Source organism: Chloroflexota bacterium (assembly GCA_015478725.1).
Taxonomy (GTDB): domain Bacteria; phylum Chloroflexota; class Limnocylindria; order Limnocylindrales; family CSP1-4; genus C-114.
In genome coordinates this window covers 1-23679 of record JADMIG010000030.1, presented here as the reverse complement: position 1 = coordinate 23679, position 23679 = coordinate 1, and the positions used below count along the sequence as shown (strand labels likewise).

Sequence of the window (23679 nt, the reverse complement as noted above, 5' to 3'; positions counted from 1 at the left end):
GCATAACCGTAGATCGTCCGACCTGCGTCGTAGGTCGGATCCGAGTTAATCAACCGAACGAGGAGGAGCGCAATGCGTAGGCGACCGACCCACTCCAAGTTGTCGACTTGGGCCGCGACCGTGGGGCTACTCTCGATCATCGTGGGAGCCTGCTCGGCCGCCGCGAGCCCGAGCCCCAGTCCGAGCACCGCGGCCTCAGTCGCCGCATCTGTCGCGCTGAGTGGAGCGCCGAGTGGGTCGCCGTCCGCGGCCCCGAGCGTGGCGAACAAGATCCAGAACATGGCGGTCATCTCTCCGGAGAAGGCCAACGACTTCGGCTGGAATCAGCAGGGAGTCGATGGCGCGAAGGCGGCCGCGGCGGCGATCGGCGCGAAGATCCAGGTCGCTGACGGCTCCGGGTATAACGACCCGGGCCCGATCCTCCGGCAGCTCGCGGATGGTGGCGCGCAGTTCATCATCGCCCAGGCAAGTGGCTACAACACCGCCGCCCCACAGTTCGCGGTGGCGAACAAGGTGCCGGTCGTCATCTACGACGATCCGACCGCCAACAAACCAGGACTCGTGGCCGACATCGAGACGAACAGCCAGCAAGGCGCGTACCTGGCGGGTGTCCTCGCGGCGAAGACGACGAAGACAGGCACCCTGGGCATCGTGATCTCCGCGGACGACACCAACTGGCACAAGCAGGCCGGAGGATTCGTCGCCGGTGCCAGGTCCGTCAATCCGAGCATCAAGTTCTTGCAGGCTCAGATCGGCCAGGCGGGCTATGCCGACGCTGCGGGCGGCAAGCGAGTCACCGCGACGCTGATCTCCGGTGGCGCTGACATCATCTTCGGCATGGGCGATGGCGCCTCCTTCGGCATGCTTCAAGCGGTCGAGACCGCGACGCCCCCGGCCGGCGCGACCAAGGTCTGGTTCATCGACGTGATCGGCGACAAGACGACGGTCGATCCAAAGGGCGTGCTCCTCTCGTCGGTCCTGTGGAATTTCACGGGAATCTTCGAACAGGCCATCGCGGACATCAACGCAGGCACGTTCGGGAACCATGGCTACACGCTTGATGTCGCGAACGGTGGCATCTCCCTGCTCCAGACGCCCAACGTCTCGGCGGACGCATGGGCGGCAGTCCAGGCGGCGCTTGCGGGCATCAAGAGCGGCAGCATCACGGTGCCGCTCACGCCCAAGCAGGTGGACGTCGACAAGCTCATCTCGGGCAAGTAGTCACGTGACCGGCGGCCGCGACGCACAAAGCCTGCATCGTCAGATGCTTTGTGGTTGACCTGCCGCCGGTCACGTCGGCCCACTCGACCGCGGGGGCCACCCCCGCGGTCGAGCTCATCGGGATCACGAAGACATTCCCAGGCGTCATCGCGAACGATCGGATCAGCCTTGCCGCGATGCCTGGCGAGGTGCTCTGTCTCCTTGGCGAGAACGGCGCCGGCAAGTCGACGCTGATGAGCATCCTGTCCGGCCTGTATCGACCAGACAGTGGCCACATCCGGGTCGACGGTCGTGATGTCACGATCGATTCACCCCGGCACGGACGGGACCTTGGGATCGGCATGGTCTACCAGCACCTGAGCCTGATCCCGACGTTATCCGTCCTCGAGAACCTGATGCTCGGATCCAATCCGGGCCTCGTTCTTAACGAGCGGTCCGCACGTGTCAGGCTGCGTGACCTTGCGGGAACCCTCGGCATCACCGTCGATCCCGATGCGATGACAGGATCGCTCGCGCTCGGACAGCAGCAGCACGTCGAGATCATGAAGGCGCTCTGGAAGGGATCGCGGGTCCTGATCCTCGACGAGCCGACGTCGATGCTGACGCCTCAGGGAATCGCCGAGCTCCAGAAGGTCCTCGTCCAGCTCAAGACCACCGGCATGGCGATCATCTTCATCACTCACAAGCTCCATGAGGCCATCGCCATCGGCGACCGGGTGATCGTCCTCAAGCAGGGTCGCGTCGTCGGGACGGTCGGCCCGGACGTCCTCGCCGGGTCATCGCCGCACGAGCTCCAGCGGCTGATCGTCGCGACGATGTTCGGGGAGGAGGCCGCTTCCGTCGCGGACATCGCGGAGCTCCGCGAGGATCTGCGACGGCAGCGCACCGGCCGGCACCTCACGGACGAGCTGCTCCTGGAGCTCACTGACGTCTCTGCCGCGGGGGAGCGCGGGCAGCATGGCATCAGCGGCGTGACCCTGTCGGTGCGCGCTGGAGAGATCCTCGGGATCGGTGGCGTGGACGGCAACGGCCAGCGGGCGCTCGCCAACGTCATCTCCGGCCAGGTTCGGTCGGTAGGCGGCGTGATCCGGCTGGCAGGCGCACCGATCAACAGGTTGGCGGTGTCTGCCCGCCAGCGACTCGGGCTTCGCTATGTCACTGACGATCGGCTGGGTGAGGGGGTCGTCCTGTCGTACGCGCTCGGCCTGAACCTCGTCCTCAAGCGGATCGGTGACCCACCCTTCTGGCGAAGGGGGATGATCGACCGCGTCGCGATCAATGTGACCGCCCGGGAACTCATCGCGCAATTCGACATCAGGACCCGATCCGAGGAGACGCGCATCGGCAAGCTGTCCGGCGGCAACATCCAGAAGGCGCTTCTCGCGCGCGAGCTCTCCTTCGAACCGAAGGTCGTCGTCTTCAACAAGCCCACGCACGGACTGGACATCCGGACGACAGCGATGGTTCGCGAGCGGATCCGTCGTCTTGCCGCTCGGGGCGGCGCGGCCATCGTGATCTCGACCGACCTGGATGAGCTGGTCGACCTCTCGGATCGCGTGGCGGTCCTCTTCGAGGGCCGGATCGCCGGGATCGTCGAGAACGGGCCGGGCGCCGAGGTGCGCATCGGTGAGCTCATCGTGGGAGCAAAGGCCGCATGAGCGCTCCTCCTGCGGTGCCGCTGACAGAGACCAGCACCGAGTCTCTCGCGCCGAGCCGACTCGCCGGTGCGGCAGACGCGACACTCCGATCGGTCGGGCCGATCGCCCTGGCGCTGTTCGCCTGCGGACTCATCCTGTTGGCCATCGGACGGGACCCGCTCTCCTTCTACGGCGACATCATCGAGGCCGGTCTGCTTCGTCCGTCTGGCCTGCAGGACACGATCACGCGGATGGCCCCGGTCCTCCTCATCGCCGGGGGGCTCATCATCGTGTTCCGGGCGAACCTCTGGAACCTGGGCTCGGACGGGCAGTTCCTGCTCGCCGCCGCGATGGTGGCTGGGACCGGGCCCGCCATCATGGGCGCCCTGCCGGCTCCGCTCGGGTGGGCCCTGCTGTGTGTCATCGCGATGACGATCGGCGCGTCGTGGACCCTCATCCCGGCGCTGCTCAAGGCGCACTACGGGATGAACGAGATCATCACGACCCTGATGATGACATTCATCGGGATCGGGGCGGCGAACCTGCTCGTGAAAGGGCCGTTCAAGGGCTCTTCGACCGTCCCTCAGACCGCGATCGTCCCGACCGACCTGCTCCTGCCGGTGATCCCGGGCACCCGGATTCACATCGGCGTCATCATCGCCCTGGTGGCAGTCGGCATCGTCTACCTCGTGCTTTCCCGGACGTCCTTCGGGACGCGTCTCGACGTGCTTGGTGCAAACCCGCGCGCGGCGGCGCACCTTGGGGTGAACGTGCCTCGGGTGATCGTGGTGGCGTTTGCCGCGAGCGGTGCCCTGATCGGCCTCGCGGCGGCCGTCGACATCCTCGGGATCTTTGGCTACATGCGGGCCGACTGGAACCCGGCGTACGGGCTGAAGGTGATCCCCCTCGTCTTCCTCGCGCGACTCAACGCGATCGCAGTCGTTCCGTTCGCGGCGTTCTTTGGAGTCCTCTCGATCGGCGGCGAATTCGCGACCCGACAGGCTGACCTGCCAAGCGACTTCCTGCTCCTCGTCATCGGCCTGGTGCTCATCTTCATGGTCGCGACGCAGTACCTCAGCGACAAGCGCGCGCGCGGCGAGACGATCCTGCCAAGGCACCGGCAGCGCGGTGCGCCCGATGTCTGAGCTCCTCGACCCGACGTTCCTGACAGCGCTCGTCGCCGGTGGGCTGCTGGCCGGCATCCCGCTGCTCTTCGCGAGCCTTGGCGAGACGATCGCGGAGCGGTCGGGGCTGCTCAACGTCGGCCTCGAGGGGATGATGCTGACGGGCGCGTTCGTCGGGTTCCTCGCCGCCCTGGGGACCGGCAACATCTGGGTCGGGCTCGCCGTCGGCGGACTCGCCGGCCTCCTCGTTGCGCTCGTCATGGTCATCTTCTGTGTTCGGCTGGGCCTCGACCAGATCATCGTCGGCATCGCGATAACGCTGTCCGCCGAGGGCGCGACGAGCCTCCTCCACGGGACGATGTTCGGCCAGTCGTACCCGCGCCTCGACGCGGTCGCAGGGTTCGCCATCCCGGTGCTCCATTCGATCCCGATCCTCGGCGGAAGCCTCTTCAGCCAGCCGCTGCCGGTCTACCTCGCATTCGGCCTCGTGCTCCTGACCTCATGGTTCCTTCGCCGAACCACGATCGGTCTCGAGCTCCGGTCGGCCGGCGAACGGCCTGGCTCGCTCGATGCGGCCGGGGTCAGCGTCGTCGCGGTCCGCTCGGGAGCCGAGCTCACCTGCGGGGCGCTCGCCGGAATAGGCGGCGCATACCTCTCGATCGTCGGCGCGGGGACATTCGTGCCGTTCGTGACGAACGGCATGGGATTCATCGCGATCGTCGTCGCCATGCTCGGCCGTGGCCGGCCGTGGTGGGCGCTCATCGGATCGTTCCTCTTCGGAATGTCCCTGTCGCTCACCACCGCCCTGCAGGTCGTGGGTATCGACATCCCGGTGGATGTGGTGAACATGCTGCCGTTCGTCTCGGTCATCGTCATCCTCATCGTGTTTGCCCGTGATGCGAAGCTTCCCGCCGCCCTCGGTCTGCCATACCTGCGTGGGAGTCGATAGCCATGCACCTTGAGGACGAATTCACCATCGCCACGCTGCCGGACCGCGCGTACGAGCTGCTGCTCGACCTCCGTCGCGTTGCCCCGTGCGTGCCCGGCGCCGCCATCGGGGAGCCCGATGCCGAGGGTTTCCACCCGGGCCGGGTCGTCGTCAAGGTCGGCCCGATGAGGTTCATATATGACGGCCGCGTCCGGATCGCCGAGCAGGACCCGGTAGCGCGAACGGCCGTGATCGTGGGCGAAGGCCGCGCCTCCGGAGGCTCCGACACGGCCAAGGTCAGGACAACGATGCAGGTCCTGCCCGCTGGGAGCGGTTCGCGGGTTCGGATGACGACGGATCTGGAGATCAAGGGTCGCGCTGCCCAGATGGGCCAGGGCGTCATCGCCGACGTCGGCCGACGCCTCGTGAAGGACGCTGCCGTCTGCATCGAGATCCGTCTGGCGGCGCCGGACGGTGCCGACCCCGACGATCTGCCAACCGTCGATCCGGTCTCGGGACTCTCCCTGGTGGCCTCCGTGATGACCTCCAAGGTGGGCGCGTCGGTCCGCCGCCTGGTGGGACACAGGTCGGACGACACCGAGCCCTCCATGAAGGGAACCGATGATGGAACGCGCTGATCTGACCCTGAGCGCCGGCCCTAACGATGTCGCCAGTGAGGTCCTCGCCGCGATGGGCTCGCCCATCCTGTACCACTACGACCCAGTGTTCCTGGCGCGCTTCGCTGAGACGGAGGAAAAGATCGCCCGGCTGTTTCGGACGTCGAGCCACGAGATCATCCTGATGCAGGGCGAGGCCGTGCTCGGGCTCGAGGCCGCGGCGCGCGCCGTTGTCCGACCCGGCATGTCCTGCCTGAACCTCGTTTCGGGGGTGTTCGGCAAGGGTTTTGGCTACTGGCTCGAGGCGATCGGCGCGGACCTGCATGAGATCGAGGTCCCGTACGACCAGTCGATCGACCCTGCTGCCGTGGACGCGTACCTCGATGTGCACCCCGAGATCCGGATGGTTTCCGTCGTCCACTGTGATACGCCGTCGGCAACCGTCAACCCGGTGCGCGAGATCGGCCCGATCGCCCGGGCGCATGGCGCGGTCACGATCGTGGATGCGGTCTCCACGTTCGGAGGCATCGAGCTCTGCCCGGAGGAATGGCAGCTGGACCTGGTCGTGGCCGGACCCCAGAAGTGCCTGGGTGGTCCGCCCGGGATGTCGCTCCTGGCGATCAACGAGCGCGCATGGGCGATGATCGACGCCAACCCGGCAGCGCCACGAGGATCGTTCCTGTCGGTCCTCGACTGGCGCGAGCAGTGGCATGGCCAGGGACGATTCCCGTTCACGCCGTCGGTGTCCGACCTCAATGGCGTGAGCAAGGCCGCCGACCTGCTGCTTGCCGAAGGACTGGACGCATCTCAAGCGCGCCACGCGCGGATCGCGGCTGCGTGCCGTGCCGGCGTGCGAGGCATGGGGTTGCGCACCTGGGCAGCATCCGAGGAGATCGCCGCGGCCTGCGCGACTGCGATCGCGGTCCCTGACGGACTGACCGACATCGCGGTCCGCGATCACGTCCGATCCCGCTATCGCGTCCAGCTGTCCGCCGGCCAGCGCGCCGGGAACCTTGTGCGCATCGGTCACATGGGGGCCACCGCGCGGCCCATGTTCGTCGTCGCGGGGCTGGCCGCGCTGGGTCGAAGCCTGCTCGACATGGGCGTGCCGCTGGAACTCGGCGCGGGTCTCGAGGCTGCGCTCGCCTCATTGTCTGAGAGTGGCTCCGATCCCGCGGATGCCGGGGCCCTCAAGGTCGTCGGCGCCGCATCGTGACCACACTGGCACCATTCGCGCTGCATCCGGCGCGCTCGGTGGAAGAGGCCACCGGGCTGCTCGCCGAGCTTGGCGATGACGCGGTCATCTACGCGGGGGGGACCGAGCTCCTGCTCCTCATGAAGCTCGGTTTCGCAGCCTACGGGCACCTCGTCGACGTCAAGCCCATCGGCGAGCTGGCCGGCATCGGCGTGGTCGATGGGTGGCTGCGCATCGGGGGGGCCGTCACGCATCGCGCCATTGAGCGCTCGCCGCTCATCGCGGCCGGTTGGCCCGCCCTGGTCTCGATGGAGCGACGTGTGGCCAACGTGCGAGTACGGAGCACCGGTACGCTGGGTGGCAACCTGGCATTCGCGGACCCCCACTCCGACCCGGCCACGTTCCTCGTCGCCGCGGGAGCTCGACTTGTCTTGGGGCTGGGCGATGAACGGCGGAGGGTGCCCGTCACCGAGTTCGTGCGCGGATCCTACGAGACGGCGCTCCAGCCGACAGAGCTGTTGGTGGCCATCGAGGTTCCGCCGCTGCAAGGGGACGCGGCGATGGCACATCTTCGTTTCGCGTTCCATGAGCGTCCCGCGGCAACGATCAGTTGTCTCGCGCGCGTGCGCGACGGGCTCCTGGTCGAGACGCGGATCGCCGTGGGCTCGGTGGGCGTCATGCCGGTCCGGGCCGGAGACGCGGAATCGCTGCTCTCCGGGACGCCCGCCGCGGATCTCCCGCCCAGTGTCCTGGAGGCTGCCGGTCGTGCTGCCGCCGAAGCTGCCGACCCTATGACCGATGCCAACGGATCCGCCACCTACAAGCGTGACCTGGTGCGCGTGCTGGTCGGCAGATGCGTTCGGGAAGCTGCGGACGCGGCCCGGCTCCGAGCGACGGCAGCGTGAACCGCGCGGACGGGGACGCAGCGCCAACGATGGCACCCCGACGCCGGAACCGCGGCATGACCGGACCGAACGCCGGAACCGCGGCGTGAGCGTGGGGTCGCTGGACGCGCAGATCCGGGCGGCGGTCGCGGCGCGGGAGCCATTGATCCGCGAGACGATCGGTTTCATCCACGCTCATCCCGAGCTCGCGCACGCGGAGCACTCCTGCGCGGCGTACCTCGGAGCGGTCCTGAGTCGCATTGGCCTGACCGTGGAGCTCGGGATCGCGGGCATGGCAACCGCATTCCGGGCCACGTTGAAGGGCGGCCTGCCGGGCCGGACGGTTGGCCTGGTGGCGGTCTATGACGCAGTTCCGGCAGTCCGGGGGCCGGGTAGCTTCGAGCCGACCCACTCATGCGGCCACGGGCCGATCGCGGCAGGTGTCGTCGGCGCCGTCGCCGCGCTCGCCGCACACCGCGACCAGCTGGCGGGGAGTGTCGTGGTCATGGGCTGCCCGGCCGATGAGATCCATGCACCGGGGACCGTCGCACGAGGCGGCGGCAAGGCGCTGACGGCCGCCGCGGGCTCCTGGGACGGCATCGAGGCCGCGCTGTATGCCCATCCCGAGTTTCTGGACACTGCGTGGGCCGCGTCCTCCTGGATGCGCCGCGACACGGCGCTCGTCATCGGCACCCGCACGCTGACCAACGACTCACCCCAGGCGGTGCTCGCAGCCGTGACCGCAGCCGTGGCCGCGGCTTCCTCGTTCCCGGCGGCCCAGGTGATGCTTGAATCCCTTGATCTGGACGGCGATGTCGAAGAGGGCACCGGGATGGTCGCGCGGGCACGCTTCCTGCTGTGGGCGCCGGACGAGGCGGGCATCGAGGAGCTCGCTTCCAGGCTGCGCGCGGCCGTTCCCGCGGCATGGGAGCGCGGCGTGCCGGTGCCGGGGATCGCCCCGGACCCGGCGGTCCGCGAAGCGGTGAGAGACGGGCACCGGGCCGCAGGTCGCGAGTACGTGGAGCCGCCGATGCCGCTCCCGTTCGCCACGGATTTCGGTGCCGTCACCCGCCGCGTTCCCGGGGCGCTGGTGGGACTCGGGCGGCCAGGCGGGTGGGCCTTCCACCTGGCGGAAGGCGCCAGCCAGTTCGCGTCGGAGGACGGCGTCACCGCGGCGTTGGATGTGGCCGAAGTGCTTGCCCTCACCGCTCAACGGCTCGTCGAGCCACGCTGACGATGGGGGCCGTGCCTCCGATGCCGAGTCGACGACCGTGACAGCCGCCCGGCTGATCGGTCGACGGTCGCACCGGCGGCCGCTGTCGGCACTGCTCGCGGTCGTCCTGCTCACAGCGATCTTGGCCGTGAGCGCGTCGGTCGCCCAGCCCCTCCGGATCACGTGCGCGGCCGGTGGCGTCGCCGGTCAGGCCTGTGACGAGACGGTGACCGCGGCGCTGGAACGAGGTCTGGCGCCGTTCCATCCCTTGATCCTTGCCGCCCATGTGGAACCAGGTCCAGCCGCAGATCCCGGCCAGAACGGCCAACGTGCCACCGTGATCTTCGAGCTGCTGGGAATCCCGGGCCCGACGACCGTCCGGCTGTTCTCGGACGTCGGCGGACATTGGGGCGGCGTCCCCGATCGTGGCGCCCTTGAGCTGGGGGCCTCCTCGCTGCTGGTGGCGGGCGTCGTGGGCGTGGCCGTAATCAGCCTCGCGCTTGCCGTCGCGGCCGGTCTGGCTGGCTCGCTCGCGAGGCGCCGCTGCGTCTGACGCGCGGTCGTCTACGGCGTGAGGAGCACTTTGACCGCGTCGCGGGCGTCGAACACCCGGTAGGCCTCCGCCGCTTCGGCAAGTGGGAAGCGGTGCGTGATCACCGGGGTGGGGTCCAGCTCGTCCGCTGACAGCAGCCCCAGAATCCGCTCTCGGTCGTTGAAGGCATCGCCCCACGTGACCCGCAGCGTCAGCTCCCGCTCGAACATGCGCCCGTTGTCCAGAGGGTAGTCGGGCTCGAAGTGCGCGCCCACGACCGAGATCGTGCCGCGGCCGCGCGCCATGGTGATGGCTGCGGTGAGCGCGCCTGCTGTCCCCGCCGCCTCGATGACGCCGTCCGCTCCCAGCCCATCGGTCGCCGCATCGATCGCGTCACAGGCCGCGTCCGGTGCGACCGCCTGCGCTCCGAACCTGGCTGCCAGCATGCGCCGTCCCGCGATCCCGTCGACCGCGATCACGACCCGCGCGAGGCGCCGCGCGAACAGGATCGCCATCAGCCCCACCGTCCCACAGCCGACTACGACCGCGACATCACCCAGGGTCAGATCGGCGCGCCGCACCGCGCTGTAGCCCGTGGGTAGCATGTCCGCGACGAACACCCCGGCCTCGTCCGTCACGCCGGCCGGGAGCACCCGCAGGCAGCGATCCGCTACAGGCACCCGGACACGCTCTGCCTGCCCGCCGTGGAGCTGGGGGTAGACCCCCGAGTAGCCGAACAACGCGCGCCCGGCGCATTGCGACGGCCGGCCCGCCCGACACTGCCCGCACCGCCCGCATGAGATGGTGCTCGTCGAGACGACCCGGTCGCCGGGCGCCACCCCGGTCACCTCGGGTCCGACCTCCTCCACCACGCCCACGAACTCGTGGCCAAGGATGGTGCCTACCTCGAAGCCGGGCACATGCCCGTGGAATGGGAACAGGTCCGCCCCGCAGATCGCCGCGGTGGTGACGCGAACGATCGCGTCGCCGGGGGCGCTGATGCGCGGGTCCGGCACCTCGCGGATCTGGAGGTCACCCGGACCGAGGAGCACGACAGCCTTCATGTCGGCTGCTCGACTTCCACGAGGTACCCGTCAGGATCGACGACGAAGAATCGACAGCCGCCCCACGGCGGTTCGTACGGTTCCGCGAGGAACGTCGCTCCGTCCGCGGCGAGCGCGTGGTGGACGGCCCGGGCGTCGGCGACCTCGAGGACGAGGACGACCGGCATCTTCGAGCGGTCCTGGAGCGCCGTCATGAGGACGCCGTGCAGGTCCGTCGCTGCGTGTCCCTGCTCCGCGAGCGAGAGCCTGACCCCGTTGAGGGTCAGGGTCGCATATGGGGGATCGGTGTAGGTGGCCTCAACGGCGAACCCGAGCTTGCCCCTGTAGAAGGCGACGGATCGCTCGACGTCGGCCACCGCAAGGATGGTCCCGACGCGCTGGACCTGGATGTCGGCCAATCTCGCTCTCCTCAGTGACGCGTGTGTCCGCCATCGACGACGATCATCTGGCCGGTGATCCAGCGGGCCTCCTCGGATGCCAGGAACGCGACGACCGGGGCGATATCGTCAGGCAGACCGCGGCGCGGGATTGCCTGGAGCGACTGGACGAAGGCGAAGGCGCCGGCGTGCGGGCTCGCCTGCACGCCTTCCGTGTCCGTCAGGCCGGGCGCGACCGAGTTCACCGTGATCCCGTACTTGCCGAGTTCCGTCGCCAGCGCGCGAGTGAACCCGAAGACGCCGCCTTTTGCCGCCACGTAGGCGGCCATGTTGGGCGTCCCGGCTACGACCGTGTTCGAGGCGAGGTTGACGATCCGCCCGTAGGCCTGCTTGCGCATGGCATCGGAGGCGGCCCGGGAGGTGAGGAATACCCCGTCCAGGTTGACCGCCATGATCCGGCGCCACTCCGCAAAGTCGATGTCGTCCCATGGCGTGAACGGCACGATGGCGGCGTTGTTGACGAGGATGTCGAGCTTGCCGAACCGGCGGATGGTGTCATCGACTATCCGGGTGACGTCCGCCTGGCTTGAGACGTCGGCCCGCAGAGCTACGGCGCCCGGGATCGCCGCCGCGGCTACTTCCGCTCCGTCCCCATTGAGATCCGCGATCACGACTGTCGCGCCGTCGGCCGCGAGTCTCTGCGCGATCGCCCGACCGATGCCCTGTGCGCCCCCGGTGACGATCGCGACGCGATCCTTGAGCTTCATGGGGTACCTCGCTTCTCGTGTCGATCGACCAGACAGGTGGGTCTCAGGTTCCGTAATACTCGGGCGCGTGCTTCCACGTGAGCCAGGGCTCCATGTCGTGGGAGACGAAGATCTCGGCATCGTGCTTCTTGGCTATCGCCTTGATCCGCTTGAGTGCGGCGATCGAGTCACTCGGGTCGAGGTGGAAGCCCCCGATGATCATCCGCTCGAGCGTCTCGTTCGTGTAGGCGGCGTCCCCGGCGAACAGCATCGGACGACGGCCTTCGAGCTCCGCAAGCATCGAGTAGTGGCCGATCGTGTGACCCACGGTCTGGAAGAGCGAGAGGCCCTTGGCCAATTCGACGTCACCCTCGATGAACTCGTACTTCATGCCCGGGAGGTCGAAGCTGAGGTCGGAGTACCCCAGGCGCTCGAACGGCTCGGGCACCTTGCACGACCGAAGCTCCCACTTGCTCACGAGCGTGGTCGCGTTCTTCAGGAAGCGGTTGCCGCCGACATGGTCGAAGTGGAGATGCGAGTTGATGACGTAGTCGATCTCCTCGGGTGTCGTCCCGCATCGCTTGAGCTGCTCCGGCAGCGTCTGGGCAGTCGCCTGTTCGGGGAGTTCGAACGGCAGGATCCGCTTCACGTGCTCCAGGTCGTAGCCCGTGTCGAAGATGAACTTCCCCTCGGGATGGTCCACATAGACGCCGTAGACCGGGAACCTGACCTCGGTGCCCACATCGATGTGCCAGAGCACCTCCGAGCGGTCGATGACGAGTGAGCCGAGGTCGAGTAGGTAGATCTTCACCTGTAGCCTCCTCCAGTCCCGGACGTCGCGGGCAGCTCGCTATCCAAGCGCCTTGCGAACGGCCACCAGCTTCATCGCACGCTGCGCGCGCAGCTGCCCGACCTGCTCGTCGGTGTAGTCGAAGATGCCGCCCTTGGTCTTGATGCCGAGACGGCCCTGCGTGGTGAGGTCACGGATCGTCGAGGAGACCTCGGACGCATTCGAAAGGTCCGGGTTGAGGTAGCTGGCGACACTGGAGTAGATGTCCAGGCCGGCCATGTCGAGCAGCTGCATGGGCGGGATGACCGCCAGCTTGTACCCGATGCCCCACTTGACGTTCAGATCGAGCTCCTCGCGGCCGATGACGCCCTCGTCCACGAGCGCCAGGCACTCGCGCATGATCGCGTAGAGGACTCGGTTCTCGACGAACCCTGGGACTTCCTTCTTGAGCAGGCACGGGAAGTAGCCGACGTCCTGAACGATCGCCGCGGCGCCGGCGCGAGCCGCCTCATTTGTCTTTTCGCCAGGGATGATCTCGATCATCGGGATGAGGTGCGGCGGATTGGACCAGTGCATCCCGATCACCCGCTCTGGGTGCTCGAGCTTCGCGGCGATCTTGGTCACGGGGATGCCGGAGGTGTTCGACGCGAGGATGACGTCCGGCCCCACGTGGAGCTCGTACTCGGCGAAGACCTGCTGCTTGAGCTCCAGTTTCTCCGGGACCGCCTCCATGACGAATTCAGCGCCGCCCAGGGCGTCGGCGAGGTCGGTCGCGTAGCGCACGGAACCACCGTCCACCGTCGGCGTCTCGAGCCGATCCAGGACGCCCCAGGCCATGTCGTAGGTGGCCTTCGCCCGCTCGAGTGCTTCGACGCTGATGTCGTAGAGGGCGACCTCCATGCCGGCTCGGGCAAGGACCGCGCCCATCCCGGGTCCCATCGTCCCGGTGCCCATGATCGCGACCCGCTCGTAGGTGCTCATGACGGTTCCTCCTTCAGTTCCTGGATCCTTCGCCACACGCGCTCTGGGGTGAACGGAAGTTCAGTCATCGGCACGCCAGCGTCGGCCACGGCCGTCGCGATCGCCCCGATGATCCCGGCCAACGCTCCCTCGCCGCAGCCCTTGGCCCCGAAGGGACCGGGGCCGTCCTCGTTCTCGACGATCACGCAGGAGGAATGCATCGGCAAGTCCTCGATCGTCGGGATGCGGTACTCGAGCAGGTTGTCGTTGAGCAGTTGGCCGTCCACGTAGACCATCTCTTCAAACATGGCGTTACCGATGCCCTGCATCGTCGCGCCCTCGTCCTGGCGCTCGACCAGTTGGGGATTGATCGCCCGTCCCACGTCGGCCACGGTGGCGGTCCGGTGCACGATGACCTGCCCGGTCTCGCGGTCCACGTGGACCTCCGCGGCACCGATGCAGACCTCCCAGAACACCGGACCCTCGGCGTAGGAACCCGTACCCTCGGGATGGACCCCGCCCTCCCCGATGAGTTGCCCGCCACTCAGGCCGAAGCGTTTTGCGATGAGTTCGGGATAGGTCCGGGATTCATCGCCGTGCCATGCGGCACCGTCGCGGAGTTCGATGGCTCCGGGATCCCCGGGCCAGACCGTCGCAGCGATGTCGAGCAGGTCCACCCGGATGGCGTCTGCCGCACGCTGGACGGCGAGTCCGGCGAGCGTCGTCGAGCGGCTTGCGCCGGTCGAGCGGTCGTACGGGGTGAATCGTGTGTCAGTGCCCTGGCAGGTGATCCGCTCGGCCGGCATGGCGAGGACTTCGCCGGCGATCTGCGCAAAGGCGGTCCGCTGGCCCTGGCCGACTTCGGTCGAGCCGACGAGGACGACTGCCCCGCCATCGGCCTCCATGCGCACGACGGCGCTCGAGACGGGGTGGGCCCCTGCGGCGAGCAGCCCCACCGAGACGCCTCGGCCCGTGTCTGGATCCTTCTCGCCTGACCAGCCGAGCGCCTCGGCAACCTTCTCGAGATCGCCCACCAGGTCGGCGTCGAGAGGTTTGCCACCCGGCCGAACCAGCTCACCCGGCCGCAGCAGATTGCGCCGTCGGATCTCGATCGAGTCGATGCCGGCGCGACGCGCCACTTCATCCACCTGGAGTTCGCCGGCCCACTGCAGGTGCGAGGCACCGAACGCGCGATAGGAACCGGACGGCGCCGTATTCGTGTACACGCAGGCGGCGTCGACGCGGATCGCGGACCAGCGGTACGGGCCTGGCGCGGCGTCTCCGCCTGTCGCGGTCACCCGGGGTCCGTTGTCGGCGTAGGCGCCCGTGTCGAACCAGGCCTTGACATCGCGGGCAAGGAGGCAGCCATCGCTCGTCGCAGCCGTGCGCACTCGCGCCGTCATGTTGTGCCGCCGCGTGGTCACCATCGATTCGTCCACCCGGTTCACGATCCGAACCGGGCGTCCCGCCTTGCGCGCAAGCGCCACGGTGATCGGCTCCATCTTCGTGTAGGACTTGCTGCCGAAGCCGCCCCCAAGGTACGGGACGATGACCCGGACGCGCCCGAGCGGGACATCGAACAGGGCGGCGATCTCGGCCCGGACCAGAAACGGGTGCTGGCACGTGGCCCAGATCGTGATTCCGTCGCTGTCCACCTGGGCCACGACGCTGTGTGTCTCCATGGCGTATTGATAGACGCCGGGGAAGACGTAGTCGTCCTCGACGACGATGTCCGCGGCCGCAAACACCGCGTCCACGTCGCCACGGTCGATCGTATAGCGGTAGCAGATGTTGCCGTCACGTTCGGCCAGTGTTCCGAGGCCGTGGAAGGCGCCCGGGCGCAACGGCTGGTCGTGGACGAGCGTCGCGCCGGGCGCCAGCGCCTCCTCGATCGTGCCGACGATGGGCAGCTCGTCGTACTCGACCACGATCGCGCGGGCGGCGGCTTCGGCCGTGGCCTCGTCCGTCGCGGCCACGGCGGCCACCGGCTCGCCGGCGAATCGGACCACGTCGATGGCGACGATAGGGCGGTCCTTGATCGCGTGGCCAAAGTAGGGGTCGATGTCGAGCAGGTCTGCCCCGGTCAGGATCGCGACGACGCCCGGCATGGCATCAGCCGCCGATCTGTCGATCGAGACGATCCGGGCGTGAGCGTAGGGACTCCGCAGCACCTTGCCGTGGAGCATCCGCGGGACGACCATATCGCCCACATACCGTGCGTCGCCGCGCAGCTTCTCCGCGGCATCGGAACGCGCCATGGATCGCCCCACCTGGGGCGCACTACGCGCTCGAGCAACTCGTGCGGCGATCGTGGTCATCGAGCCATCCGCGCCGCGACCACTTCGCTCACCGCGTCGAGGATGGCCCGGTAGCCCGTACAGCGACAGAGGTTACCGGCCAGGCCGCGGCGGATGGACGCCTCGTCTGTCAGTTCGCCGTCCTCGAGCAGTGCGTGGATGGTGAGGACCATGCCCGGCGTACAGAAGCCGCACTGGAGGGCGGCTTGACGGGTGAACGCCGCGGCGATCGGCTCGAATGCTGGAGTGTCGCGGAAGCCCTCGATCGTCGTCACCACTCGCTCATCGGTCTCGGCCGCCAGGTACGAGCAGGCACTGACCGGCGCGCCGTCGACCAGGACGGTGCATGAGCCGCACACCTGCGTATCGCACGATCGCTTGGCGCCGGTGAGGCTCAGGTCGTCCCGGAGCACGTCGAGCAGGAACTCCTGCGGCTCGATGTCCATGGAGGTCTGCGCGCCGTTGAGTTCGAGTGCGATCCGCATGGTCAACCCACCTCCGCGCGCTCCCGGACATCTCGTCCGTGGACCCGGCGGACCCAAGCGGCCCAGTACTCGTCCAGGAACCCGTCCTGATACTTCTGCGGACCCAGGCGCTCGGCGCCATCCTGCGGGATCGGCCGCGGCCGTCCCAGCGTCGCTGCGATGGCCTGGAATCGGATCGCTCGCTCCAGGGTGACCGCGGCCAGCACAGCCCACCGGACGTCCTCGCCGGCGATGACCACGCCGTGGTTGCGCAGGAGCGCGGCTCGCCGAGATCCCAGTGCCATCGCGACGCGTCGGCCCTGGTCCCGGTTCACGATCAGGGCAGGGCCGTCGTCGTAGTCGCCGATCCCATCAGCGAAGAGGACGGCGTCGTGGGTGAGTAGCTGGAGCTGGCCATCGGTGGAGCCCAGCGCGGTCCCGTAAACCGGGTGCCCGTGGATGACGGAGCCGACATCTGGTCGCGCTCGGTAGACCTCCGTGTGCATGACCGACTCGAGGTGGTAGTCGGCGCTCTCGAGGGCGGTAGGGTCGTCGATGTCAAGGGCGATCACGTCAGACGGCTCGACCTCATCGAGCGCGACGCCCTTGCGCTTGATCCAAATCGTGCGGTCGCCGAGCTCCCTCGCGCTGACGTGCCCCAGGGTCAGGTCCACGTAGCCCTCGAGTGCGATCACCCGACAGGCCGTGGCGACTCGCTCACGAAGGTCGTCATGGTTCATCGGGCGGACTCGGGCGTACCCGCAGGGCGACGGTCGGTCGGTGGGTAATCCGGGTGCGGGAAGGCGAAGACCATCGTCACTGGTTCGTCCCCCGTGTTGGCCACCGCGTGCCAGACGCCTGCCGGAATGAACAGGGCCGAACCGGCGCCGTAGGCGATCGTGCCTTCGTCGAGGCGGAGCTCACCCTGGCCCGTAAGGACATAGGCGAGCTCCTCCGTCGCATGTGAGAGCATCGCGGTCGAGGTGCCCGCGGCGAAGCTCGAGAGCCCGAGGGCGCTGGATGAGCCGACGCGTTCGTCGGTCAGCAGGATCCGGCTCCAGCTACCGCCCGGCAGCTCGATCGGCGGAACGTCCTCCAGGAGGACGACTTGCACCCCGATCAGACGTCCCATCTGCCGTCCCTGAGGATGAAGCCGCCCGTGTCCACGATCTCGAGCGTGGCGTTCCGGATGACGCCGTCGAGGTGCAGCAAACACGAGTTCTGGCCCCCAGGGTATGCATTCTTGTTGTCGCCGAGGGCGAAGTGGACGTTGCCGATGCGGCCCTTCTCGGAAGGGCTGCCGAGCGGCGACTTGTCGCTCGTCCCGAAGGCGAACTCGGCGACGATCTCGACGTTCGGGACGCCCTCGATGACCTTGGCCAGGCGCTTTGCGTCCTCACCGCCCTCGATGCCGATGCATTTGCCGTCCTTGACATGCCAGTAGATCGGGCTGCTCACGACGTCCACGCCGATGCCCAGCATGTTCCCGTCGATGGCGATGACGCCGTTCGTCTTCGTCTCGACCGCGGCGTAAGCGACCTCCGCCCAGAGTGGCAGGGGACCCATCATCCAGCCGCGCTGGCGGATCGGGGTGACCTGGAGCGCGGGTCGCTCCTCGATGGAGACCGTCACGTCGGTCCCGGTGGGGGACCAGACGCGGCATTCCTTCACGCCCTTGAGCTTCGCGATGGCGGCCACTGCGCGGTCCGTCGAGGCAAGGATGTCCTCCAGGCCGAGATCCCACTCACCCATGCCCGGCTCGACGGAGGCGATCTTCACGTTGTTGGCGCAGGATTCCTTGACCGCCGAGACGTGGGCAAAGCGGTTTGCCCACTCCAGGTTGGTCATGATGATGATCTCATCAGCCGCCAGCATCGCGTCGTGGAGGTTCTTCGGAGGCGCCATCGGGAACAGTGTGTCGGCCAACGCTCGCGAGACCTGCGCTTCATTGTTCATGACCACTGGCGAGGCGCCGCGCTCGGCGGCGACATCGGCGACCATCTTGGCCATGTGGGCGTGCTTGTCGTCCGTGATGATCGTGACGACGTCCCCCTTCTCGACGGTGAAGCACGTATCCACGATCAGCTCGGCGTGCTGCCGCATCTTGCTTTCGGTTCCCATGACCTACCTCACTTCGATCCGGACGTCCGACCGGAGCGCCGGCAGCACGTCGCGAGCGAACCGCTCCACCTGCCCGAACTGGTCGAGCGAGCCGAAGCGGCAGACAAAATGGTCGACGCCCGCGATCGCGAACGTCCGGAACCAGCCGATGATCTGCTCGGGCGTCCCCACCGGCCCCCAGTTCGAGAGGTTCATGGCCTTGCTGAGCTCCGGGTAGTACTTTGAGATGTACTCCCCGAAGGCGGATCGTGCCTCCTCCTCGGAGTCGCCGATGTTCAACGTCACCTGGTAGGAGACGACGAGCCGACCGGCATCATCCCCGGTTTCGGTGGCGACTTCTCGCAGGTAGCCGAGCTGCTCGATCAGCTCCTCCGGATGCTGCGCCCGGCAGCAGGTCATCCAGCCTTCACCGTACTTGAGGATCCGACGGCACGCGTTCTTCATGGTGCGGACCATCTTCTCGTCCGAGGCGTCGGTTACGAGCCGAGGGTTCGACACGATCCAGAACGGGGGCGGTTTCTGGATCGGCATCAGCGGGCCCATCTCAGTGCCCGAGTAGAACCCGACATCCTCATACGTGTACTGCTCGCCGTGGTGGCTGACTTTCCCGTCGGTCCACAGCGCACGCAGGACCTCGAGCCCCTCCTCGAAGATCGCGAACCGCCGATCGAAGTCCAGCCCGAGCGCTTCGAACTCTCGGCGCACGCCGACCTCGGGGTTGCCCGCGCAGCAGCCGAAGATCGTCCGGCCGCGGGCCAAGACATCGAGTGTCGCCCACTCCATCGCGAGGTAGAGCGGGTTCCGGGGGGAAGTGACCAGGCAGGCCGTCCCGAGCTTGACGCGCTTCGTCCGTTGGGAAATTGCAGACAAGAGGGAGATCGCTTCGTAGCGCGGCTTCGAGAAGAGGCTGTCACCGACCCAAGCCGAGTCGAATCCGAGGCCCTCGACGACCTCGCTCAGGTCGAGCAGCTCCGCGATTCCGTAATCCGGCGCGATCAGGGGCTCGCGATTGTTGAGGTTGACTCCGAACGCGGGCGACCTCGGCTCCGTCACGCACGACTCCCGAAATCGGTCATCTGCGTCCTCGGCGGCGCCGAGAATCGGCCGATGAGTCCATGTTGACTGTCAACACGATGATAGTAACAGCGCCGGTACCCAAACGTCAGCCGGAGACGCTTGAGCAGGCGCGGCGACCCCGGGCACCGCGGCTGACCCTCGTCGACGCGAGGATCAGCCAGCCCCCGGCTGGAGGACCTCCACGCGAACGGGCAGGCGCGGCCACCGTCCGTCGGTCGTGATGACGCGATCGGCGCCGAGGGCCATCGCGGTCGCCACGACGAGGGCGTCCGGCAGCCGCAGCCGGCTGCCGTGCCGGGCGCGCAGTTCGGCCGCCCGGGCGGCGACGATCCGCGTCGCTGGCTCGACGGTGGCCGGGAGAGCGTCGACGAATGCGTCCACCGTCTCGACCGCCACGGAGCCGCGGCGATATGGCGCGACGAGGACCTCCGCGCAGGCCGAGGCCGGCAGCACGAGATCGTCGCCCCGCTCGATCGCGCTGGTCACCGCCGCCACCGCCGCCTCGTGATGGACGTCGCGGGCGTCGAGGATGGCGATGACGACCCCGGCGTCGAGGACGGTCAGGGCCACTCGCGCCGCAGCTCGTCGAGCTCGCCGGGTGGGTAGACGTCCGTCAGGGCACCGGCGAACCGGGTGAGCGGATCGATCTCCCGCACGAGGACGACCTCACCGGGCCCGCGGACCTCGGCCCGCAGACGATCACCGGCATGAAGCCCGGCCTGAGCGAGGGCGTCGATCGGGATCGTCACCTGGTGCTTGGCGCTCACGCGGGTGTATCCGCGGCGGCGCGGTAGCTTTACTCGGTGCTCCATGAGTAAAGACTACGCGCACCTCGGGCGCCGCGCAAGGCGGCGCTCGCCGAATCCAGCAGGCTGGTCGCGGAGTCCCTGGATCTTCGCTCGAGCGGATCGCCGGGGGTTACTTCACCGAGCCGGCGAGGAGGCCCTGGACGAAGTAGCGCTGCAGGCTGAAGAAGACGATGAGCGGCACTCCCATGAGCAGGAACGCGCCTGCGGCGAGCAGGTTCCATTCCGTCCCGTACGTGCCGAGCAGGGTCGTCATCTGGATCGTCATCGGGTAGTTCGCGTTGTTGGACACGAACACGAGCGACATGAGGAGATCGTTCCAGACCCACAGGAACTGGAAGATCCCATACGCCGCGATCGCCGGGATCGACAGCGGCACCACGATCGTGCGGAAGATCCCGAAGTCCGAGGAGCCGTCGATCCTGGCGGCCTCGATCAGGTCCCTGGGCAAGGTGATGAAGAAGTTCCGCAGCAGGAAGATGCCGAACGGCAGGGCGAAGGCCGTGTGCGCCAGCCAGACCCCGACGAAACCCTGGGTGAGATGGAAGGGCCGAAAGAGCGTGAGCAAGGGAATGAAGCCGACCTGGACCGGCACCATCATGAGCGCCACGACGATCAGGAACAGCGAGTCCTTGAACCTGAATTTCAGCCACGAGAAGCCGTAGGCCGCCAGTGAGCAGAGCGTCAGCGGCAGCAGGGTCGACGGCACGGAGATGATGACGCTGTTCAGGAAGGCAGCGCCCATGCCCTGCCCCTGGAGCACGTCCTGGTAGTTGATGAATGTCAGGCGAAGGGTCGACAGGACATCCCACCAGCCGCTGGCCTGGATGTCCGACCGCGGTCGGAATGAGGTCACCAGCAGGCCGATCGTCGGCGCGAGCCAGATGACGGCGACGACGGCCAGCGCGATGTGGACCGGCGCCCGGCCCAGACTCCGGACGATCCGTGCGCTGAGGGTGTCGGTGGATCCGCGAACCGCAGGGCGCGCGTCAGCGGTGGCGCTCATTCAAACCACCGAAGCTGTCCGGAAACGGCGAACGTTGAAGGCCATGATCGGGATCATGACGATCAGCATCACCACCGCGACGGCCGCGGCCTGCCCGAACTGACCGGACTGGAATCCCTGGATGTACATCTGGAATGCGATCACCCGGCTCGACGTGCCCGGCCCGCCGTGGGTCATCACGTAGGGGATGTCGAAGAGCTTGATGACGTTGACCGTGAGGGTCACGGCAAGGACGGAGATCGGCAGGCTGACCATCGGCACGATGATCCGGAGGAAGATCTGGAACTCATTCGCGCCGTCCGTCCGGGCGGCCTCCAGGACCTCCGTGGGGATGCCCTTGAGCGCGGCCGACAGGATGACCGTCGCGAAGCCGGTCGAGCCCCAGATCCCGACCGCGATCAGGGCCCAGTTGACGACGCTCGAGTCACCGAGCCAGGAGATGGCGGGTCCATGGGCGAAGCCGATGATCGCGTTGAGCAGACCGATGTTGGGATCGGGCTGATAGACGAACTCCCAGATGACCGCCAGCGCCGTGGCCGCGATGGCCATCGGGAGGAAGACGATGGCCTTGATGATCGTCTCGTAGCGAACGCGCATCGCCAGGACGGCGATGAGGAGGCCCAGGCCGATGACGAATCCCGTGTAGAAGACGATCCACAGGAGGTTGTTGACGATCGCCTGGATGAACGTCGGGTCATTGATCAGGCTGATGTAGTTGTCCAGCCCGACGAGCCTCGTGAAATTCCCGCCGAGCCCGCGGTCCACGCTCAACCGCAGCGTGTAGATCACCGGGTAGACCATGAAGATCGCGAGCAGGACGGCGGCCGGCAGAAGGAAGACCGCCAGGACGATCGGCCTGGTCCCCTCGACGCGGACGCCTTTTCGAACAGCGCTCGGATGAGGATTCGCGGCCACTGGCGTTCCCTCCCAAAAGCGCGGGCGCGGACGAGCCGACGGCTCGTCCGCGCCCTGGGTTGCCTAGGCGGTCGCGATCACTTCTCGTTGGCCCACGCGGCCTTGACGCCGGTGTTGAAGGTGCTCAGGAGGCCCGCGAGGGCCTGTCCCTGGATGGCGTTCTGGAGCATCGCGCCCATGTCGGGCGCTGCTGCGGGCAGCGTGTCGGAGCCGTCGTAGACGACTGCCGAGGCGCCTGCCACCTGGGCTGCCTCATTCTTGGCAAGAACCGTCGGGTAGGCACTGGAGGCGACAGCCTTGACCGGCGAGATGATCGCGCCCGTCGAGGCCCAGACCGTCCCGGCGTCAGCGCTGGTCATGTACTGGATGAACTCCTTGACGCCCGGATTGGTCGTCAGCGCCGCGATCTCGTCGCCGCCGATCTCGGCCGCCGTGGAGCCCAGGCCATTCGCGAAGGTCGGCAAACCGAACCAGTCGATCGTGGTGCCAGGCACGAGCGCGGTGTTGGTCTGACCCATCGCGATGCCCCCGACGAAACCACCCTCGTAGTAGATGGCGGCCTTCGGGCTTGTGCTGAACACTTCCGCGATGCCGTCGGTGAAGCCCTGGCCGAGGGCGCCCTTGATGCCGCCGACCACGTACTTGTCGTTGAGGACTTCCAACATCGAGTTGATCGCCGTGGTGACGGTCGGATCGGTCCAGTCGCCGGCAGGGCTGAAGAGCTTCTTGTACGCGTCGGGGCCGGCCTGGCGGAGGTAGATCTCCTCGAACCAGTCGGTCAGCGTCCAGGAATCCTTGGCGCCGAGGGCGAGCGGCGTCTGCATGCCCTTCGCCTGCAGGGCATTGAGGGCGGCCTTGAAATCGTCCCAGGTCTTGGGAACGGTGATGCCGTCCGTGCTGAACACGTCCGGCCGATACCACATCGTGCTCTTGCTGTTGAACTTGACCATGATCCCGTAGAGGTTCCCGTCGACCATGCCCGGGTCGAGGATGCCCGGCGGGTAGATCGAAGTGAGGCTCGCCGGGTCGATCCCGAGATCGCTGATCTTCTTGATGCCGCCCGAGCGAGCGAACTGGCGGAGGAAGCCGAGGCCCGGCATGATCGCGACGTCGGGCGGGCTGCCACTGGTGATCTTGCTCTGGAGCACCGTCGCATAGTCGGTGCGCTGCGCCTGGTAGACCGCGGTGATGCCGGTCTTGGCCTTGAACGCATCAAGGACCTTCTGGAACGCAGCCTGCTCACTGCCGCCCCACAGCGAGGTGACCGTGATGGTGGTACCAGCCGGAACGCTGGCCGCGGGCGCACTGGCGGCCGCCGATGGAGCGGGTGTTGCACTCGAACTGCAGGCCGCGAGGACGAGCGAGCTCGCCATGAACAGGGACAGAACCTTGAGCGATCGATTCATCGACCACCTCCACAGGGGTCCGACGCCGGCCGCGCATCGCGGTCCACAGGCGCACGGGTACGACGACAGGGCACCGTTGGTTCTCTCCGATCTCCTCCTCTTCCGGCCACGGTGGAGGCGCTCTCGGTTCCCCTCCCAGCAGGACCGACGAGGCTCGCTCGCCCAGACCGGATGGGCTCCGGCGGCCGCAGGATGCGGTTGGACGCAGAGATCGAATGGCCCGGGTGCCACTCGGACGTGGATGCTAGTGTTCTGTATCACATATGACTAGACAATCGGTGCCGGGTCAGATAGGCTGC

General features: G+C 67.6%; 25 protein-coding genes. 9 read left to right on the top strand and 16 right to left on the bottom strand.

Annotated elements, in window-relative coordinates:
- Positions 1-72: 72 nt before the first annotated feature.
- The 9 genes from IVW53_13305 to IVW53_13265 all read left to right on the top strand — a co-directional run bounded on the left by IVW53_13305 (position 73) and on the right by IVW53_13265 (position 9372).
- A complete protein-coding gene (locus tag IVW53_13305; GenBank protein MBF6606545.1) occupies positions 73-1221 on the top strand; it encodes a BMP family ABC transporter substrate-binding protein in 1149 nt (382 codons plus the stop codon).
- A 176-nt stretch (positions 1222-1397) separates the two neighbouring features.
- Positions 1398-2879 (top strand): ABC transporter ATP-binding protein, encoded by a 1482-nt coding sequence (locus IVW53_13300; GenBank protein ID MBF6606544.1) that lies wholly within the window; start codon positions 1398-1400, stop codon positions 2877-2879.
- Complete coding sequence (locus tag IVW53_13295; GenBank protein MBF6606543.1) at positions 2876-4003, top strand: ABC transporter permease; 1128 nt, start codon at positions 2876-2878, stop codon at positions 4001-4003. The genes IVW53_13300 and IVW53_13295 overlap by 4 nt, the downstream gene beginning before the upstream one ends.
- Positions 3996-4931, top strand: a complete 936-nt coding sequence (locus IVW53_13290; protein ID MBF6606542.1) for an ABC transporter permease — start codon at positions 3996-3998, stop codon at positions 4929-4931. Before IVW53_13295 ends, IVW53_13290 begins: the two co-directional genes overlap by 8 nt.
- Positions 4932-4933: 2 nt before the next feature.
- Positions 4934-5548: an SRPBCC family protein gene (locus IVW53_13285; protein ID MBF6606541.1), complete on the top strand. Its 615-nt coding sequence runs from the start codon at positions 4934-4936 to the stop codon at positions 5546-5548.
- Positions 5532-6743: an alanine--glyoxylate aminotransferase family protein gene (locus IVW53_13280; protein ID MBF6606540.1), complete on the top strand. Its 1212-nt coding sequence runs from the start codon at positions 5532-5534 to the stop codon at positions 6741-6743. The genes IVW53_13285 and IVW53_13280 overlap by 17 nt, the downstream gene beginning before the upstream one ends.
- Complete coding sequence (locus IVW53_13275) at positions 6740-7627, top strand: xanthine dehydrogenase family protein subunit M (GenBank protein ID MBF6606539.1); 888 nt, start codon at positions 6740-6742, stop codon at positions 7625-7627. The genes IVW53_13280 and IVW53_13275 overlap by 4 nt, the downstream gene beginning before the upstream one ends.
- Positions 7628-7877: 250 nt before the next feature.
- Positions 7878-8840: a M20/M25/M40 family metallo-hydrolase gene (locus tag IVW53_13270; GenBank protein MBF6606538.1), complete on the top strand. Its 963-nt coding sequence runs from the start codon at positions 7878-7880 to the stop codon at positions 8838-8840.
- 37 nt (positions 8841-8877) lie between these two features.
- A complete protein-coding gene (locus tag IVW53_13265) occupies positions 8878-9372 on the top strand; it encodes a hypothetical protein (GenBank protein ID MBF6606537.1) in 495 nt (164 codons plus the stop codon).
- 11 nt (positions 9373-9383) lie between these two features.
- Here the strand turns inward: IVW53_13265 and IVW53_13260 are convergent, their stop codons facing one another.
- The 16 genes from IVW53_13260 to IVW53_13185 form a co-directional block, all read right to left on the bottom strand.
- Positions 9384-10415 carry an alcohol dehydrogenase catalytic domain-containing protein gene (locus tag IVW53_13260; protein MBF6606536.1) on the bottom strand — a complete coding sequence of 344 codons (1032 nt, stop codon included), beginning with the start codon at positions 10413-10415 and terminating at the stop codon, positions 9384-9386.
- On the bottom strand, positions 10412-10813 hold the full coding sequence (locus IVW53_13255) for a VOC family protein (protein MBF6606535.1): 402 nt from the start codon (positions 10811-10813) through the stop codon (positions 10412-10414). Before IVW53_13255 ends, IVW53_13260 begins: the two co-directional genes overlap by 4 nt.
- An 11-nt stretch (positions 10814-10824) precedes the next feature.
- Complete coding sequence (locus IVW53_13250) at positions 10825-11559, bottom strand: SDR family oxidoreductase (protein MBF6606534.1); 735 nt, start codon at positions 11557-11559, stop codon at positions 10825-10827.
- Positions 11560-11602: 43 nt separating this feature from the next.
- Positions 11603-12349, bottom strand: a complete 747-nt coding sequence (locus tag IVW53_13245) for an N-acyl homoserine lactonase family protein (GenBank protein ID MBF6606533.1) — start codon at positions 12347-12349, stop codon at positions 11603-11605.
- 39 nt (positions 12350-12388) lie between these two features.
- A complete protein-coding gene (locus IVW53_13240; GenBank protein MBF6606532.1) occupies positions 12389-13309 on the bottom strand; it encodes a 3-hydroxyacyl-CoA dehydrogenase family protein in 921 nt (306 codons plus the stop codon).
- Positions 13306-15546 (bottom strand): xanthine dehydrogenase family protein molybdopterin-binding subunit, encoded by a 2241-nt coding sequence (locus IVW53_13235; GenBank protein MBF6606531.1) that lies wholly within the window; start codon positions 15544-15546, stop codon positions 13306-13308. The genes IVW53_13240 and IVW53_13235 overlap by 4 nt, the downstream gene beginning before the upstream one ends.
- A gap of 56 nt (positions 15547-15602) precedes the next feature.
- The gene (locus IVW53_13230; GenBank protein MBF6606530.1) at positions 15603-16070 is read right to left on the bottom strand and encodes a (2Fe-2S)-binding protein; all 468 of its coding nucleotides are present in this window, start codon (positions 16068-16070) and stop codon (positions 15603-15605) included.
- Between the two features lie 2 nt (positions 16071-16072).
- A complete protein-coding gene (locus IVW53_13225; GenBank protein ID MBF6606529.1) occupies positions 16073-16789 on the bottom strand; it encodes a class II aldolase/adducin family protein in 717 nt (238 codons plus the stop codon).
- Complete coding sequence (locus tag IVW53_13220) at positions 16786-17181, bottom strand: cupin domain-containing protein (GenBank protein ID MBF6606528.1); 396 nt, start codon at positions 17179-17181, stop codon at positions 16786-16788. Before IVW53_13220 ends, IVW53_13225 begins: the two co-directional genes overlap by 4 nt.
- Positions 17169-18170: an aminopeptidase gene (locus tag IVW53_13215; protein ID MBF6606527.1), complete on the bottom strand. Its 1002-nt coding sequence runs from the start codon at positions 18168-18170 to the stop codon at positions 17169-17171. The genes IVW53_13220 and IVW53_13215 overlap by 13 nt, the downstream gene beginning before the upstream one ends.
- A gap of 3 nt (positions 18171-18173) precedes the next feature.
- Positions 18174-19223 (bottom strand): LLM class flavin-dependent oxidoreductase, encoded by a 1050-nt coding sequence (locus IVW53_13210; GenBank protein MBF6606526.1) that lies wholly within the window; start codon positions 19221-19223, stop codon positions 18174-18176.
- Between the two features lie 177 nt (positions 19224-19400).
- Positions 19401-19817, bottom strand: a complete 417-nt coding sequence (locus IVW53_13205; GenBank protein MBF6606525.1) for a PIN domain-containing protein — start codon at positions 19815-19817, stop codon at positions 19401-19403.
- Positions 19808-20014 (bottom strand): AbrB/MazE/SpoVT family DNA-binding domain-containing protein, encoded by a 207-nt coding sequence (locus IVW53_13200; protein MBF6606524.1) that lies wholly within the window; start codon positions 20012-20014, stop codon positions 19808-19810. Before IVW53_13200 ends, IVW53_13205 begins: the two co-directional genes overlap by 10 nt.
- Before the next feature lie 151 nt (positions 20015-20165).
- The gene (locus tag IVW53_13195; GenBank protein MBF6606523.1) at positions 20166-21059 is read right to left on the bottom strand and encodes a carbohydrate ABC transporter permease; all 894 of its coding nucleotides are present in this window, start codon (positions 21057-21059) and stop codon (positions 20166-20168) included.
- Positions 21060-21974: a sugar ABC transporter permease gene (locus tag IVW53_13190; protein MBF6606522.1), complete on the bottom strand. Its 915-nt coding sequence runs from the start codon at positions 21972-21974 to the stop codon at positions 21060-21062. It abuts the gene before it with no gap.
- A 77-nt stretch (positions 21975-22051) separates the two neighbouring features.
- On the bottom strand, positions 22052-23380 hold the full coding sequence (locus IVW53_13185; GenBank protein ID MBF6606521.1) for an extracellular solute-binding protein: 1329 nt from the start codon (positions 23378-23380) through the stop codon (positions 22052-22054).
- Positions 23381-23679 lie beyond the last annotated feature (299 nt).

Coding starts and splice junctions, on each gene's coding strand:
- IVW53_13260 (MBF6606536.1), bottom strand. CDS start 10,415: ATGAAGGCTGTCGTGCTCCTCGGTCCGGGTGACCTCCAGATCCGCGAG.
- IVW53_13290 (MBF6606542.1), top strand. CDS start 3,996: ATGTCTGAGCTCCTCGACCCGACGTTCCTGACAGCGCTCGTCGCCGGT.
- IVW53_13215 (MBF6606527.1), bottom strand. CDS start 18,170: ATGGGAACCGAAAGCAAGATGCGGCAGCACGCCGAGCTGATCGTGGAT.
- IVW53_13225 (MBF6606529.1), bottom strand. CDS start 16,789: ATGAACCATGACGACCTTCGTGAGCGAGTCGCCACGGCCTGTCGGGTG.
- IVW53_13240 (MBF6606532.1), bottom strand. CDS start 13,309: ATGAGCACCTACGAGCGGGTCGCGATCATGGGCACCGGGACGATGGGA.
- IVW53_13285 (MBF6606541.1), top strand. CDS start 4,934: ATGCACCTTGAGGACGAATTCACCATCGCCACGCTGCCGGACCGCGCG.
- IVW53_13280 (MBF6606540.1), top strand. CDS start 5,532: ATGATGGAACGCGCTGATCTGACCCTGAGCGCCGGCCCTAACGATGTC.
- IVW53_13195 (MBF6606523.1), bottom strand. CDS start 21,059: ATGAGCGCCACCGCTGACGCGCGCCCTGCGGTTCGCGGATCCACCGAC.
- IVW53_13295 (MBF6606543.1), top strand. CDS start 2,876: ATGAGCGCTCCTCCTGCGGTGCCGCTGACAGAGACCAGCACCGAGTCT.
- IVW53_13230 (MBF6606530.1), bottom strand. CDS start 16,070: ATGCGGATCGCACTCGAACTCAACGGCGCGCAGACCTCCATGGACATC.
- IVW53_13300 (MBF6606544.1), top strand. CDS start 1,398: ATGCCTGGCGAGGTGCTCTGTCTCCTTGGCGAGAACGGCGCCGGCAAG.
- IVW53_13235 (MBF6606531.1), bottom strand. CDS start 15,546: ATGGCGCGTTCCGATGCCGCGGAGAAGCTGCGCGGCGACGCACGGTAT.
- IVW53_13185 (MBF6606521.1), bottom strand. CDS start 23,380: ATGAATCGATCGCTCAAGGTTCTGTCCCTGTTCATGGCGAGCTCGCTC.
- IVW53_13305 (MBF6606545.1), top strand. CDS start 73: ATGCGTAGGCGACCGACCCACTCCAAGTTGTCGACTTGGGCCGCGACC.
- IVW53_13220 (MBF6606528.1), bottom strand. CDS start 17,181: ATGGGACGTCTGATCGGGGTGCAAGTCGTCCTCCTGGAGGACGTTCCG.
- IVW53_13250 (MBF6606534.1), bottom strand. CDS start 11,559: ATGAAGCTCAAGGATCGCGTCGCGATCGTCACCGGGGGCGCACAGGGC.